This is a genomic window from Nonomuraea sp. NPDC049695 (assembly GCF_040674955.1).
Taxonomy (GTDB): Bacteria; Actinomycetota; Actinomycetes; order Streptosporangiales; family Streptosporangiaceae; genus Nonomuraea; species Nonomuraea helvata.
The window spans coordinates 64,199-78,544 of the sequence record NZ_JBFANV010000054.1 but is presented as its reverse complement, the minus strand read 5'-3'; the positions used below and the strand labels follow the sequence as shown (position 1 = coordinate 78,544).

The window sequence follows — 14,346 nt, the reverse complement described above, 5'->3', positions numbered from 1 at the left end:
TGTTCGGCGCCCGCCGGCTGTTCGCGGCCGGATGGCTGATCCTGCTGGCCGGCTCCCTGGTCGCGGGCATCGCCCCAGAGGTATGGGTCGAGCTGACCGGCCGCGCCGTCCAGGGCGTCGGCGCGGCCCTGATCGCCCCGTCCGCCCTCACCCTGCTGATGATGCTGTTCGGCCACGACCCCAAGGAACTCACCAAGGCCCTCGCCCTGTACGGCGCCGCCGCACCGGCGGGCGGCACCGCGGGCGTGTTCCTCGGCGGCGTCATCACCGAATACCTGAGCTGGCCCTGGGTCTTCTACATCAACATCCCCATCGCCCTCGTCGCCCTGCTGGCCACCGGCCCGCTCATGCCCGCCGCCCAGGCCCAGCGCGGCTCCATCGACATCACCGGCGCACTCACCGTCACCGCCGGCCTGGGCGCCGCCGTCTACGCCATCGTCCGGGCACCCGAGATCGGCTGGGACTCCCCCCAGACCTGGTTCGTGCTCGCCGCCGCCGTCGTCCTGCTCGGCGCGTTCGTCGCCGTCCAGGCCCGCCGCCGCGAGCCGCTCATGCGACTGTCGATCTTCCGCACCCCGAACCTCGCCGCCGCCAACCTCACCCAGCTCCTGCTCGGCGGAGCCTGGATCCCCATGTGGTTCTTCCTCAACCTCTACCTGCAGCAGGTCCTCGGCTACAGCGCCTTCCCCAGCGGCGCCGCCCTCCTGCCGATGACCATCCTCATCATGCTCGGCATGATCGTCCTCGCGCCCCGAGCCATCAACCGGTTCGGCCCCAAGGCCACCACCGTCACCGGCCTGATCCTGCTCACCGCAGGCATGGGCTGGCTCTCACTCATCAGCCCCGACGGCAGCTTCGCCGTCGACGTCCTGCCCGCCAGCCTCGTCGCCGCACTCGGCATGTCGCTGGCCTTCATCCCCTCCCTCGGCACCGCCATCTCCTCCGCCCGCCCCGAGGAAGGCGGCCTCGCCTCCGGCATCGTCAACACCAGCTACCAGGTCGGCAGCGCCCTCGGCCTCGCCGCCATGACCGCCGTCGCCGCCGCCAACGGCGCCGCCCAACTCGGCAACCTGCCCGCGCTGACCAACGGCTTCTCCTCCGCCTTCATCGGAGCATCGGCCATCGCCCTCGCGGGCGCCCTGCTCGCGGCGGCAACCCTGCGCACGCGCGGGACCGTACCCACCGAGTCCGCCGCCACCCGCAACTGACACACCGACCGCTACGACCTTCACCGCACACCAAAGGAGAAATCCCATGTCCAGGCCTATTCTCATTGCCTACGACGGCTCGCCCGACGCCCGGCATGCCATCGAAGAGACGGCCCGGCTGTTCCCGGGCGCCACCACGGTGGTGCTCTACGCCCGTCAACCACTCGAGAGTCTTGCCGCCCATTTGGAGGGACACCCGGCCCTCGAGGACCTTCGTGAGATCGACGCCAAAACCTTCGACGCCGCAGAACGCCTGGCTGCCGACGGCGCCGACCACGCCCGCAGCCTCGGGCTGCGAGCCGAGCCGCGCGTCGCTTCCTTCCCTCAGCATGTCGTCGCCGACGCCATCGTCGACATCGCCGAAGAGATCGACGCCTCGCTGATCGTTCTGGGCTCTCGCGGGCGGCAAGGACTGCGGCCGTTGTTGACCGGTAGCACCTCCACCCGCGTCGTTCACTCCACGGGCCGGCCCACGCTGATCATCCCGTCCAAGCCGCTGGCCACGGCCCGCCGCGACAGCAAACACCTCGCAGAGCGCTGAAGACAACCACGCGCAGCAAGGCCCAGGGCTGAGGGATCAGCCCTGGGCCTTCAGCGATGTGGTGGCCCGGAGGTTCACCCGATCCACGCCACAGCGATCAGTGCACAGTCACTCCAGCGCTACGGGCCATGGCCACCATCTCACCATCGAATCCGCGCTCGACGTCCTACGCGCTCTCTTCCACCGGTTGCAAACCAGCCATGAGGTTGAAAGCGCCCGTCAGGAGATTGAGGGCGACCACGCCCACGATCTCCGCCACGATGCGGTCGCTCCAGCCGTGTGCCCGCAGCTCTGCGACATCCTCGTCAGTGATCGACGACGGTTCGGCCAGCACGCGCACCGCCACGGCGATCAGTGCCGCCTCTCTGGTGTCGGCTGAGGTGCCTTGCCGTGCCAGCGCGATGTCGGTCTCGCTCAGCCCTGCCGCGCGCCCGGCCTCGATGTGCGCCTGCATGCAGGTGCCGCACCCGATCCATTCCTGTACGGCCAGCGAGATCTTCTCGCTGAGCGCGCGCGGGATCTTCACCCGCTTCATGGCCCGCGAGAAGTCCAGGTAGCCCTGCAACAAGGCGGGCGAGTGGGCCATCGTGGCGACCATGTCGCCAACGGCGCCTCTCCTGCTGATGATGTCGTTCAACATTTCCCTCGACTTTTCGGGCGCGTCGGCGGGATCGAGCGGGATCAGACGTCGCATGTGTCCTCCTTGAGAGTGCCCGATACTATACGGGCCTAGGGTATAGGAGGATGGCATGAATGTGGCGCCCAAGCTCGTGGAACACCTCACCCACTGGCTCGGCGGCTGGCCCGCCGCTACCGGACTCGAAATCATGGGCAACCCTCGGCGCATCCGACCGGGTTGGGACGGCAGGATTCATCCGGTCATCGGGGTCGCGAGCCTCGATCGCGGCGTGCTTTCGGTCCCTCCTGAGCACGCCATCACCGTTGCGGAGCAGTATGCCGAGAAGAAGGACATCGCCGTACTGGGACCAGAGATCCCCGCACTGGTCGGGTTCCGCGAACGTGGATGGTTCACTGCTGTCTATCGCTGGACCACCCGTCCCGCCGCCCTTCCCGACGTCGGCGTCTGGGTGCCTGCAGACCATCCCGAGGTGCCCGACTGGCTACGGCCCTTCGGTGGGGAGGTCCTGGTGGCCTGGGATCCGGCGACAGGAGCGTATCTGGCAGGAGTAGGGGTCAAACGGCACGACGCTTACGGGCACGAGCTCGCCGTTGTGACCGCCCCCGAGGCCCGAGGCCGCGGCCTGGCGCGCAGGCTGGTTGCTCAGGCGTCCAGAAGGGTGCTGGATGAAGGGGCGATCCCCACCTACATGCACGCTCAGGAAAACCTCACCTCCGCCGCCGTGGCACAGGCGGCGGGCTTCGGCGACTTCGGCTGGACCGCCTTCGGCTTGACGGAGGCTGGTTAGGCCGGCCTGTAGTCAGACCAGGTAGAGGGCCTGATCCACTGAGCGGGTCAGGCCCCTTTTCCGTTTCTGGCCGGTTCATCCCCAAGCTGGGGCGATGGCCGATGCAGGCAGGCTCGTACCATCTGCACAATGGGCGCCATGGATGAGAACATCGCGAACGAAGCGTGGTGGAGGCGGCAAGCCGCCGCACAAGCGGAATGGTGGAAGAAGCGGTCGGCGGGACAGCAGGAGGAGACCCTCCGCCAGAACAACCTGATGTACGGCGGCTTGATCGCTATCGGGGTCGTCCTGGTGCAGCCGTTCCTGACCCCGGGAGGCACTGCCCTTGATCTGTCCGCCAAGATCTGCGTGATCGCTTTCTCCTTGGCCATCCCCCTCTTATCTGCTCTTATCATGTTGAACCGTCACGAAACCTATCGTCGGCGCCAGACGAGTTCCGTTGTCGTGCTGGTGGCGCAGCAGGCTGCGCTCGGGCTCGGGTTCGTCGGGGTGGTCGCCGGTTTCTGGCACATCATGACGCTCGCCGGGATCGCGATCCTGGTTGGCACGATCTTGGGTGTGGCCGTTCATTCCGCAGGTTACGTGCGGGTGGAGGAAGAAGACGCCCAAGCCACACCAGGTGCGGAGCAACCGCCCCAACTATAAATGCGCTGACGTCCACGGCCGGGCTGAGATCGTCCGCCGAATCACGACGCAGTCGAGCCCATCACCCCCGCCGAAAGCCGCGAGAGCTCATGACTGGCGCCCGGCGTTCCGGCCGGCCTCGCCCTGCTGCCACTGCTCCATGACCTGCCGGAGGGACGCGTTCACGAGGAGCAGGAACTCGGCAGCGACGCCGAAGCGGGCGCCGGCCGGGGTCGCGACCCCGAGGATCTCGGCCGCGCGCTGCGATGCGGCGATCAGGGTGTCGTTCATGTGCAGAGCCGCAAGAGTGGACCGGACCCAGAGCTCGTCGTCGACGACGTAGCGTTCGCGGCGCCCGCCGGGAGTTCGTTCCCGCTTGATGAGTCCTTGCTGTTCGAGGAAGGCGACGGTATGTGAAATCGACGCGGGGCTGACGTGAAGCCGCTGGACCAGCTCAGCGGCGGTGAGGGTGCCGGAGTCGGTGACGTACAGGCAGGCCAGCACTCTGGCCGCCATCCGGGGCATCCCCTGCTGTTCGAGGAGTGTGGCGAAGGATTCGGTGAGGTTGTGGACCGCCTGGGGGTCACGCCCATGGCTGCTGTCGCCGAGCGGCGGCGCCGGGGCCTTGGCCTGGCGGTGCCGGCGTGCCCGCTGCTTGGTGGCCTCCTGCGCCCGCTGCGCTGCGTATTCGTCGGGTCCGCCGTTGCGGGTGACCTCCCGCATGATGGTCGAGGCGGGGCGGCCGAGACGCCGGCCGATCTCTGCGAATCCGAGCCCCTCGGCCAGGCCCTCAGCGATGTGCTGACGGTCCTCACTGGTGAGTCTGTCTCCGGGCATCGGTGCTCGTCTCCCATCTGCCGACATGCGCGGGACTCGGCGCCCACCCGCGCCGCACAGTATGCATTCACTCGAAGTCCATTGCAATTCAGGGCTTGATCACCCATTGCATTCAGCCTCACAGCCATTGCAAAGCTAGCCATATATCGCTGCTGAATAGGCCTGTATGGCCTCTCAGAATGTTGACTGAACTCTGAATGCAATGTACCTTCGGGGATGTTCAGCGATGCATGAACATGGCACCTCGTATCGAGCACTGTACGTAAGGACATTCATGATGGGACACAGCAACAGCGGCTTCTCCAAGGCCGGACTGAACAGACTGCGCGAGGTCCTGGCACGGCATGTCGAGTCCGGGAAGATCCCCGGGCTGGTCGCCCTGGTCAGCCGGGGCGAGGAGACGCACGTCGAGGCGATGGGAACAATGCGCCATGACGGTGGCGCGCCGATGAGCAGGGACACCATCTTCCGGATGGCCTCGACGACCAAGCCGGTCGCGGTGGCGGCGACGATGGTCCTGCTGGATGAGTGCCGGCTGCGGCTGGACGACCCGGTGGATCCGTGGCTGCCCGAACTCGCCGACCGGCAGGTGCTCAGGCGACCCGACGGCCCGCTGGACGACACCGTGCCGGCGCGTCGGCCGATCACCGTACGGGATCTGCTCACCTCCACGTGCGGGCTCGGACTGGATATGACGGCGCGGACCGCTCCGATGATGAGCGCGTTCTTCGAGCGGGGGGTTTACGGCCAGGAGGACGGCTGGCTGTTGCCGGCACCGGAGCCGGATGAGTGGATGCGCCGCCTGGGCACACTCCCGCTGATGTACCAGCCCGGAGAGCGGTGGCTGTACAACCTCGGCGACGACGTGCTCGGCGTGCTGGTGGCCAGGGTCACCGGCCAGTCGTTCGAGACGTTCCTGCGCGAACGCATCTTCGACCCTCTCGGGATGAAGGACACCGCCTTCCACGTGCCCGCCGACAAGATCGACCGGCTGCCGCCCCTGTACGCCCCTGACTGGCAGACCGGAGAGTTCCTCGTGGAGGACGAGGCCGAAGGGGGACACCACAGCAAGCCTCCGGCGTTCCAGTCAGGCGGCGGCGGACTGGACTCCACCGCCGACGACTACCACGCCTACTTCCGGATGCTGCTCAACGGCGGCATGCACGGCGATCAGCGGATCCTGTCCCGGCCCGCCGTCGAGCTGATGACCACCAACCGCCTCACCCCCGAGCAGACAGCCGCCCTGCAGACCTGGGCCCGCAGCGTCGTCCATTTGTCGCACGGTACGGGGCAGCACGGCGGCTGGGGCTTCGGCATGGCAGTGCGCACCTACCGCGGCGACTACGCCCCCATTGGCCAGTTCGGCTGGGACGGCGGAGCCGGCACCACCACACACGCCGACCCGGCCAACCAACTCGTCGGCATCCTGCTCACCCAGACCGGGATGTCCACCCCGGACTCGGCGCACGCCATCAACGACTTCTGGACCACCCTCTACCAGGCAATCGACGCCTGACCCGCCTACCTCACCCCGCAAGAACTCCAGGTGGTGGCAACCGCGACATCGCCGCGCAGATGTTCCTCAGCCCTCGTACGGTCAGCCGTCAGGTCTGCTGCGGTGTGTGTCAGCGCCCGTGTCAGTACGGCGTCGGCCTGGTATCAGCGCGATCGTCGATGGTGGACGCCATGAACGGTTCAGCGATGGCGGCCTCGGGGCCGGTCTCGCAGATCGAACACGGTGCGCAAAGGAGATTCATGATGGGACAGAGCAACAGCGGCTTCTCCGCAACGGGGCTGCGCAGGCTGCATGACGTGCTGGCACGGCATGTCGAGTCCGGGAAGATTCCCGGGCTGGTCGCCCTGGTCAGCCGGGGCGATGAGACGCATGTCGAGACGATCGGGACGATGCGTCATGACGGTGGCGCGCCGATGCGGCGGGACACCATCTTCCGGATGGCCTCGACGTCGAAGCCGGTGGCGATGGCGGCGGCGATGGTCCTGCTGGATGAGTGCCGGCTGCGGCTGGACGACCCGGTGCAGGAGTGGCTGCCGGAGCTCGCCGACCGGCAGGTGCTGAAGCGGATCGACAGCCCGCTGGACGACACCGTGCCGGCGCGGCGGCCGATCACCGTACGGGACCTGCTGACCTCCACGTTCGGGCTCGGCATGGATTTCACGTCGCTGGGCACTCCGATCATGAACGCGGTCTTCGAGCAGGGGCTCACGCCCAATCTGCCGGAGCCGATGCCCGGGCCGGATGAGTGGATGCGCCGCCTGGGCACACTCCCGCTGATGTACCAGCCCGGAGAGCGCTGGCAGTACCAGATCAGCCACGATGTCATCAGCGTGCTGGTCGCCAGGGTGACGGGCCAGTCGTTCGAGGCGTTCCTGCGGGAGCGCATCTTCGGTCCGCTGGGGATGAAGGACACCGGCTTCCACGTGCCCGCCGACCAGATCGACCGGCTGCCGACCCTGTACGCGCCTGACCCGCAGAGCGGCGAGTTCCTGGTGTGGGACGAGGCCAAGGGGGGACGGTGGAGCGAGCCTCCGGCGTTCCAGGGCAGCGGCGGCGGGCTGGTCTCCACCGCCGACGACTACCACGCCTACTTCCGGATGCTGCTCAACGGCGGGATGCACGGCGGTCAGCGGATCCTGTCCCGGCCCGCCGTCGAGCTGATGACCACCAACCGGCTCACGCCCGAGCAGAACGCCGCCCGCAGCGCGCTGGCGCGTGACAGCGTCCACATCTCCTTCGGTCAGGGGCAGCACGGCGGCTGGGGCTTCGGGATGGCGGTGCGCACCTACCGCGGCGACTACGCGCCCATCGGCCAGTTCGGCTGGGACGGCGGAAGCGGCACCTCCACCTACGCCGACCCGGCCAACCAGCTCACCGGCATCCTGCTCACCCAGGTCGGGGCGTCCGTCCCGAACCCGGTGCAGCTGATGCACGACTTCTGGACCACGCTCTACCAGGCCATCGACAGCTGACACCAAACGCACGCCCGACCGCAACAACCGTCGCCATCGAAGCAGCCGCCCGCCACTTGCGCGTGCTCCCTCGGCCCCCGCTGATCTGGCGGCCGCCGTTGTCGTCCCCAGCGGGCCGTCAGGGGGTTCACCTGCCGGCAGCCCTGCCCGACGCTGACAGGTGACCCCCGATCTGGTCAGCGGACCTTGCGGAAGAACGCCCGGACGTCGTCGACCAGCAGGTCGGGGACCTCCATGGCGGCGAAGTGGCCGCCCCGGTCGAACTCCGACCAGTGGATCACGTTGTGCTCGCGCTCGGCGACCCGCCGGACCCCGCCGTCGCCGGGGAAGACCGCGACCCCGTGCGGCACCTCCGAACGCTCGACCGGCATCCCCCACTGTGCCGAGCCCTCCTTGTAGAGCCGGGCGGACGAGGCGGCGGTGCGGGTCAGCCAGTAGATCGTCACGTCGGTGAGCATCTGGTCAAGGTCGACCGCGTCCTCGGGCAGGTCGTGCGCGGGGTCGGTCCACTCCTTGAACTTCTCCACGATCCAGGCCAGCTGGGCGGCCGGGGAGTCGTGCAGGCCGAAGGCGACGGTCTGCGGCCGGGTGGCCTGGATGATCGCGTAGCCGGAGCGGTCGTTGTCGGCATACTGCTGCATACGGGCCTGTTCGGCCTCGGTGAGTCCGTCCATCTCGGCCGGGTCGAAGGTCGGGAAGCCGAGCTGGCCGTTGACGTGCACGCCGACCACCCGGTCGGGGGCGACGCGGCCGAGTTCGGGGGAGATGACCGAGCCGCTGTCGCCGCCCTGGGCGCCGTAGCGCTCGTAGCCGAGGCGGCTCATCAGCTCGGCCCACGCGCGGGCGACCCGGCGCAGGTCCCAGCCGGCCTCGCGGGTGGGTCCGGAGAAACCGAAGCCGGGGATGGACGGGGCGACGACGTGGAAGGCGTCGGCGGGGTCGCCGCCGTGGGCGCGGGGATCGGTGAGCGGGCCGATGACCTTCATGAACTCGACGATCGAGCCGGGCCAGCCATGGGTGAGGACCAGCGGCAGCGCGTCCGGCTCAGGGGAGCGCACGTGCAGGAAGTGGATGTTCTGGCCGTCGATCTCGGTGGTGAACTGGGGGTGCTCGTTGAGCGCCGCCTCGTGCTTGCGCCAGTCGTATCCGCTGCGCCAGTACTCGGCCAGCCGCTGCACGTACGAGACCGGGATGCCGTACGACCAGCCGACGCCGGGCAGCTCATCGGGCCAGAGGGTGCGCGCCAGCCGGTCGTTCAGGTCCTCGAGCGCGGACTGCGGGATGTCGATGTGGAACGGACGGATCTCCGTGGTGAACGTCATGAAGAGCAGATTAGGAACGGGTTAGGACAGATTCGGTCCTAGGAATAGGGCAATCTGGAGCGCATGTTGGAGACATCGGCCCGGTTGCTCAAATTGCTCTCGCTCCTGCAGACCCACCGCGAATGGTCGGGCGTGGAACTGGCGGAGCGGCTCGGCGTGACCGCGCGTACCGTCCGCCGTGACGTCGGGCGGCTGCGCGAGCTCGGCTATCCCGTGCACGCCACCGCGGGCGCGCCCGGCTACCGGCTCGGCGCGGGCTCGGACCTGCCGCCGCTGCTGCTGGACGACGATGAGGCGGTGGCGGTCGCGGTGGGGCTCCGGACGGCGGCCGGGGGCTCGGTGTCGGGGATAGAGGAGACCTCCGTACGGGCGCTGGCCAAGCTGGAGCGGGTGCTGCCGTCCCGGCTCCGGCATCGCGTGCACGCGCTGCAGTCGATGACCGTGGCGATGGGACGGGCGGGTTCGGCGGTGGACCCGGCGTCCCTGAGCGCGATCGCCGCCGCCTGCCGCGACCATGAGACCCTGCGGTTCGACTACCGGACGCATGACGGGGAGGAGAGCGTCCGCGCCGCCGAGCCCTACCGGCTCGTCCATTCGGGACGGCACTGGTACCTGCTGGGCTGGGACACCGGCCGGGCCGACTGGCGCACCTACCGGATCGACCGCCTGAGCCTGCGGACGCCGAACGGGCCGCGGTTCGTCCCCCGCGACCCTCCCGAATCCGACCTGGCGGCCTACATGTCCCGGTCGATCTCCAGCGCGCCCTACCGGTACCAGGGCCGCTTCACGATGCATGCTCCGGCCGAGGTCGTCGCCGAGCACATGCCGGCCACGACAGGGACGATCGAGCCGATCGACGAGCGGTCGTGCACGCTGTCCAGCGGCGCTAACCACCTTGATGAACTCGCCGTCTGGGTCGCGCTGATGGACATCGACTTCGAGGTGCACGAGCCGCCCGAGCTCATCGACCGCATCCGGGCCCTTTCCGCCCGCCTCGCCACTGCCGCCGGATCGGGCTGAGCACTGGAGCCACCGGTCTGTCGCCGCGTCACCGCAGGTGCTCGGCCATGACCCGCCGCATGTCGGAGGCGGCCCGCAGCGTGCCCCGGACGGTGCCGGTCACCTTGGAACGGCCCGCTCTGCGCAGGTAGTCCACCTCCACCTCCGCGATCCGCCAGCCGCAGTCGGCCGCGCGCAGCACCATTTCGAGCGGGTAGCCGAACCGGCGGTCGCTCAGCCCGAGCGCCAGCAACCGGGACCGTACGGCGGCCCGCATGGGGCCGAGGTCGTGCAGCGGCGCCCCCGTGCGGCGACGCAGGCCGCGGGCGATGACGGCGTTGCCGAGCCGGGCATGCCAGGGCCACGCGCCTGCCGCACGTGGCCGGCGGGCGCCCAGGACCAGGTCGGCGTCGCCGTCGATGACCGGTTCTGCGACTCTCGGGAGCTGGCGGGGGTCGAGGGAGGCGTCGGCGTCCATGACGCAGACCACCTCCGCGCTCGCGGCCAGCAGCCCCGCGTGGCAGGCGGCGCCGAAGCCGCGGTTCGGCTCGTGCACCACCCGGGCGCCGAGGTCGCGGGCGACCTCGGCCGAGCGGTCGGTGGAGCCGTTGTCCACCACCAGGGCACGGTAGCCGTCGGGCATGCGGCTGAGCACCCAGCCGAGCGCGGCCTCCTCGTTCAGGCAGGGCAGGATCACTTCGACGGTCATGACCGAGCGAACTCCTTCATGCCCGCCTCGAACCCGATCGCGGCACGGAAGCCCAGCTCACGGCCGGCCCGGTCGGGAGAGGCGACGATGTGGCGGACGTCCCCGAGCCGGTAGCCGCCGGTGGTCTGCGGGGCCGGCCCGCCCCGTTCGGCCGCCAGCGCGGCGGCCATCTCGCCGACTGTGTGCGGGGTGCCGCTGGCGATGTTGTACGCGCGCGGCTCGCCGGGACGCGCGGGCGCCAGGGCGGCCGCCAGGTTCGCTCGGGCGACGTCGCGTACGTGCACGAAGTCGCGGAGCTGGCCGCCGTCCTCGAAGACCTTCGGCGGCCGTCCCGCCTCCAGCTCGGAACGGAAGATCGCGGCGACGCCGGCGTAGGGAGTGTCGCGGGGCATGCGCGGGCCGTACACGTTGTGGTACCGGAGTGCGACGACGCTGCCGCCGGTCTCCCTCGCCCAGTTCGCGGCCAGGTGCTCCTGGGCGAGCTTGCTGGTGGCGTAGGCGTTGCGCGGATCGAACGGCGCGTCCTCGGCGATGGTGACGCAGCGGACCGGCAGGCCGCAATCAGGGCAGGCCGGGTCGAACCGCCCCTGCTCCAGGTCCTCTCTCCTGCGCGGACCCGGACGTACCCGGCCGTGCCCGGGACACTCGTACGAGCCCTCGCCATAGACCACCATCGAGGAGGCCAGCACCAGCCTCTCGACCCGATGACGCGCCATGGCCGCCAGCAGCACGGCCGTGCCGTACATGTTGACCGAGGCGTAGTCCGGCAGGTCCGAGACGTCCACGCCGAGACCGACCTTGGCGGCCTGGTGCACCACGAGATCCACGCCGGGCAGCAGCCGATCCAGCGTCGCGCCGTCGCGCACGTCGAGGCCGGCACGCAGGTCGAGGCCGACGACCTCGTGCCCGTCGGCTTCGAGCGCCTCGACCACATGACTGCCGATGAATCCGGCCGAGCCGGTCACCATCACTTTCACCCGGCCGACGCTAGCCCCGCTCGCGGCCGGACTGTAGCGACGTTCGCACTTCGTAAGGGTTCTTATGGAATGCGAACGTCTGGCGCTCCGACGGCCACGAACCGCCTCCGGGATGTGAGGCTGCCGGCGTGAAGGTGATCGTCGTGCTTGTGGGTCTGGCCGTCGTCCTGACGCGGACGGTGGCCGGAGCGCCCGGTCTGGGCTGGTACCTGCTCGCCTGGGCGCTGTTCGCCGTGGCGGTGTGGCTGGCGCGGCAGGCGCCGGACAGGCAGCTGGCCGTCCTGGTCGTCGTCGGCGGCATCGTGATGGTCACGACCGGGCTGTCGGCGCCGCCGAGCAGCAGCACCGACTCTTTCCGGTACGCCTGGGACGGCCGCGTCCAGGCCGCGGGCATCTCCCCGTACGACCACCCGCCGGCCGACCCGGCGCTCGCCGGGCTGCGCGACAACTGGCTCTTCCCCTCCGGGTGCGAGGCGCGCAACCTCTGGCCGCTCCCGGACGGAGGGTGTACCAGGATCAACCGCCCCACCGTACCGACCATCTACCCGCCGGTCGCCCAGGGCTACTTCCTCCTGGTCCACTGGCTCTCGCCGGACGGCGCCCGGCACAAGGTCCTGCAGCTCGGCGGCTGGGTGATGGCCGTCGTCGTGCTGCTCGTCCTGTGCAGGTGGAACGTCCGGACGGCCGCCTACTGGGCATGGTGCCCCGCCGTCCCCATCGAGGCCGTGAACAACGCTCATGTCGACCTGCTCGCCGTGCTGCTGGTCGTACTCGCCATGCGCTCCGCACGAGCCCGCGGGGCGCTGCTCGGCGCGGCCGTGGCGGCCAAGCTGCTGCCCGCGGTAGCGCTGCCCGGCGCGCTGTCAGGAGTCCTGGCGAACGGCGTGGACTGGCGGCGCATCTTCAAGATCCTTGCGCCCGCCGCCCTGGTCGTGACGCTCGCCTACCTGCCTTACGTGCTGGCCTCCCGGGCGTCCGTCGTGGGTTACCTGCCGGGCTATCTCCAGGAGGAGCGCTACGAGAGCCCCGCCGACGGCAACCGCTATGCCCTCGTACGGCTGGTGATGCCGGACCCCTGGGCGCCCTACGCCATGATCGTGCTGCTCGCCCTGATCGCTCTCTACTTCCTGCGCTACGGCGAGGCCGAACGGCCGTGGCGCGGCGCGCTCATCGTCAGCGGGTCGCTCCTGCTGCTCCTCACGCCGGGCTACTCCTGGTACGCGCTGCTGGTCGTCGCGCTGGCGGCGATGGACGGCCGGTGGGAGTGGCTGGGGGTAGCCCTGGCGGGCGGTGTCGCCTATGTCGCCGGCCCGACGGCGCCTGCCGGCCCCGCGACCGCCTTCTACACCACGGCGGCGCTGGCCGTGCTGGTCGGCTGGGCCGTACGCCGGTCTCGGGAGACAGCGGCCGTACGCCGATGATCCTCACCCATTTGTCCGCCTCCGTCTCGTAAGGACCACGCATGTCCCCCAGCCGTACGGCGCAAATCATGATCATCGCCAAGGAGCCGGTGGCCGGGCGGGTCAAGACCCGGTTGACCCCGCCGTTCAGCCCGGAGCAGGCCGCCGCACTCGCCGAGGCGGCCCTCCGCGACAGCCTGCGCGCCGTGTCCGCCACGCCCGCCACTCAGCGGCTGCTCGCCCTGGACGGGCTGCCGGGCAGCTGGCTGCCCGGCGGATTCGTGGTGATCCCGCAGCGCGGCTCGAGCCTGGACGAACGCCTCGCGGCCGCCTTCTCGGACGTCTACCGGCTGCGGCCTGGCCCCGTCGTGCTGATCGGCATGGACACCCCGCAGGTGACTCCCGCCCTGCTCGGCGAGGCGGTCGATGCGCTGGAACGGCACGATGCGGTGTACGGCCCGGCGAACGACGGCGGCTTCTGGCTGCTCGGCCTGCGCCGGCCGGACCCGGCGCTGCTGCTGGGCGTGCCGATGTCGCATCCGGAGACCGGCAAGCTCCAGCTCGACCGGCTGGATCGGGCCGGCCTGAGCGTCCATGTGCTGCCCGAACTGACCGACGTCGACACCGCGGCCGACGCCGCCACCGTGGCCGGCCAGGCACCGGACTCCCACTTCGCCGCCACGCTGGGGAGGCTGGGCCGATGATGGGTCAGTTGTACGCCGACGCGCTCGGCGGAGCGGTCACCGAGCTCGAATACGTGGACGGCAGGCGCGTCGCGTTGGAGGCCGCGCGCTGGTTCGACCTGATCGACGGCGACGAGGCGCTGCTGGAGCGGTGCACCAGCCCCACGCTCGACATCGGCTCCGGGCCGGGCCGGCTCACCGTCGAGCTGACCCGTCGCGGCGTGCGGGCGCTCGGCATCGACATCACTCCTCGCGCCGTCGCCCTGACCCGCAGGGCGGGCGGCTTCGACCTGCTCCGAGACGTCTTCGACGAGGTGCCGGGCAGCGGCCAATGGACGACGGCGCTGCTGGCCGACGGCAACATCGGCATCGGCGGCCATCCTGAGGCTCTGCTGCGCCGGGTCAGGCAGCTGGTCCGGCCGGGCGGCACGGTCCTGGCCGAGGTGGCGTCGCCGGACACGAGAAGCCGGGTGGACCGGGTACGGCTGCGCCGCGGCTCCCACACTGGAGACTGGTTCGGCTGGGCGACCGTGTCGATGAGCGACATCCAGCGCCTTGCCCACGCCGCCGGGTTTCCGAAAGTGGAGCGCTGGACGGCACACGGCCGCTGGCTGGCTCGCCTGAGCTAGGT

General features: G+C 69.9%; 15 protein-coding genes. 10 read left to right on the top strand and 5 right to left on the bottom strand.

Annotated elements, in window-relative coordinates; translation table 11 throughout:
- Positions 1-1,208, top strand: a 1,208-nt coding sequence (locus AB0J64_RS36040) for an MFS transporter (protein WP_364037376.1), incomplete at its 5' end; no start/stop codon positions are given.
- 46 nt (positions 1,209-1,254) lie between these two features.
- Complete coding sequence (locus tag AB0J64_RS36035) at positions 1,255-1,749, top strand: universal stress protein (protein ID WP_364037373.1); 495 nt, start codon at positions 1,255-1,257, stop codon at positions 1,747-1,749.
- A 166-nt stretch (positions 1,750-1,915) separates the two neighbouring features.
- On the opposite strand, the gene AB0J64_RS36030 is transcribed toward AB0J64_RS36035, so the two are convergent.
- Positions 1,916-2,443, bottom strand: a complete 528-nt coding sequence (locus AB0J64_RS36030) for a carboxymuconolactone decarboxylase family protein (RefSeq protein WP_364037370.1) — start codon at positions 2,441-2,443, stop codon at positions 1,916-1,918.
- 55 nt (positions 2,444-2,498) lie between these two features.
- On the opposite strand from AB0J64_RS36030, the gene AB0J64_RS36025 reads away from it, so the two are divergent.
- The gene (locus tag AB0J64_RS36025; protein ID WP_364037367.1) at positions 2,499-3,176 is read left to right on the top strand and encodes a GNAT family N-acetyltransferase; all 678 of its coding nucleotides are present in this window, start codon (positions 2,499-2,501) and stop codon (positions 3,174-3,176) included.
- Between the two features lie 138 nt (positions 3,177-3,314).
- The gene (locus tag AB0J64_RS36020) at positions 3,315-3,821 is read left to right on the top strand and encodes a hypothetical protein (RefSeq protein ID WP_364037364.1); all 507 of its coding nucleotides are present in this window, start codon (positions 3,315-3,317) and stop codon (positions 3,819-3,821) included.
- 87 nt (positions 3,822-3,908) lie between these two features.
- Here the strand turns inward: AB0J64_RS36020 and AB0J64_RS36015 are convergent, their stop codons facing one another.
- The gene (locus AB0J64_RS36015; RefSeq protein WP_364037361.1) at positions 3,909-4,637 is read right to left on the bottom strand and encodes a helix-turn-helix domain-containing protein; all 729 of its coding nucleotides are present in this window, start codon (positions 4,635-4,637) and stop codon (positions 3,909-3,911) included.
- Between the two features lie 274 nt (positions 4,638-4,911).
- Between AB0J64_RS36015 and AB0J64_RS36010 the strand changes: the two genes are divergently transcribed.
- Together AB0J64_RS36010 and AB0J64_RS36005 are read left to right on the top strand one after the other, a co-directional pair.
- Positions 4,912-6,153 carry a serine hydrolase domain-containing protein gene (locus AB0J64_RS36010; protein ID WP_364037358.1) on the top strand — a complete coding sequence of 414 codons (1,242 nt, stop codon included), beginning with the start codon at positions 4,912-4,914 and terminating at the stop codon, positions 6,151-6,153.
- A gap of 242 nt (positions 6,154-6,395) precedes the next feature.
- Positions 6,396-7,625: a serine hydrolase domain-containing protein gene (locus AB0J64_RS36005; protein ID WP_364037379.1), complete on the top strand. Its 1,230-nt coding sequence runs from the start codon at positions 6,396-6,398 to the stop codon at positions 7,623-7,625.
- A gap of 176 nt (positions 7,626-7,801) precedes the next feature.
- Here the strand turns inward: AB0J64_RS36005 and AB0J64_RS36000 are convergent, their stop codons facing one another.
- The gene (locus tag AB0J64_RS36000; RefSeq protein ID WP_364037355.1) at positions 7,802-8,947 is read right to left on the bottom strand and encodes an epoxide hydrolase family protein; all 1,146 of its coding nucleotides are present in this window, start codon (positions 8,945-8,947) and stop codon (positions 7,802-7,804) included.
- Between the two features lie 63 nt (positions 8,948-9,010).
- On the opposite strand from AB0J64_RS36000, the gene AB0J64_RS35995 reads away from it, so the two are divergent.
- Positions 9,011-9,967, top strand: coding sequence for a WYL domain-containing protein (locus tag AB0J64_RS35995; RefSeq protein ID WP_364037352.1), 957 nt, complete (start codon positions 9,011-9,013; stop codon positions 9,965-9,967).
- 28 nt (positions 9,968-9,995) lie between these two features.
- Here AB0J64_RS35995 and AB0J64_RS35990 read toward each other — a convergent pair whose 3' ends face one another.
- Positions 9,996-10,655, bottom strand: coding sequence for a glycosyltransferase family 2 protein (locus AB0J64_RS35990; RefSeq protein ID WP_364037349.1), 660 nt, complete (start codon positions 10,653-10,655; stop codon positions 9,996-9,998).
- Positions 10,652-11,632, bottom strand: coding sequence for an NAD-dependent epimerase/dehydratase family protein (locus AB0J64_RS35985; protein ID WP_364037346.1), 981 nt, complete (start codon positions 11,630-11,632; stop codon positions 10,652-10,654). The genes AB0J64_RS35990 and AB0J64_RS35985 overlap by 4 nt, the downstream gene beginning before the upstream one ends.
- A gap of 128 nt (positions 11,633-11,760) precedes the next feature.
- Here AB0J64_RS35985 and AB0J64_RS35980 point away from each other — a divergent pair, with 128 nt between their 5' ends.
- Genes AB0J64_RS35980 through AB0J64_RS35970 form a run of 3 tightly spaced genes read left to right on the top strand, consistent with a single transcriptional unit; the run spans position 11,761 to position 14,344 of the window.
- The gene (locus AB0J64_RS35980; RefSeq protein ID WP_364037343.1) at positions 11,761-13,053 is read left to right on the top strand and encodes a glycosyltransferase 87 family protein; all 1,293 of its coding nucleotides are present in this window, start codon (positions 11,761-11,763) and stop codon (positions 13,051-13,053) included.
- Positions 13,054-13,094: 41 nt separating this feature from the next.
- Positions 13,095-13,736, top strand: coding sequence for a TIGR04282 family arsenosugar biosynthesis glycosyltransferase (locus AB0J64_RS35975; protein ID WP_364037340.1), 642 nt, complete (start codon positions 13,095-13,097; stop codon positions 13,734-13,736).
- Positions 13,733-14,344, top strand: coding sequence for a methyltransferase domain-containing protein (locus tag AB0J64_RS35970; protein WP_364037337.1), 612 nt, complete (start codon positions 13,733-13,735; stop codon positions 14,342-14,344). The genes AB0J64_RS35975 and AB0J64_RS35970 overlap by 4 nt, the downstream gene beginning before the upstream one ends.
- The last annotated feature ends 2 nt before the right edge of the window (positions 14,345-14,346 follow it).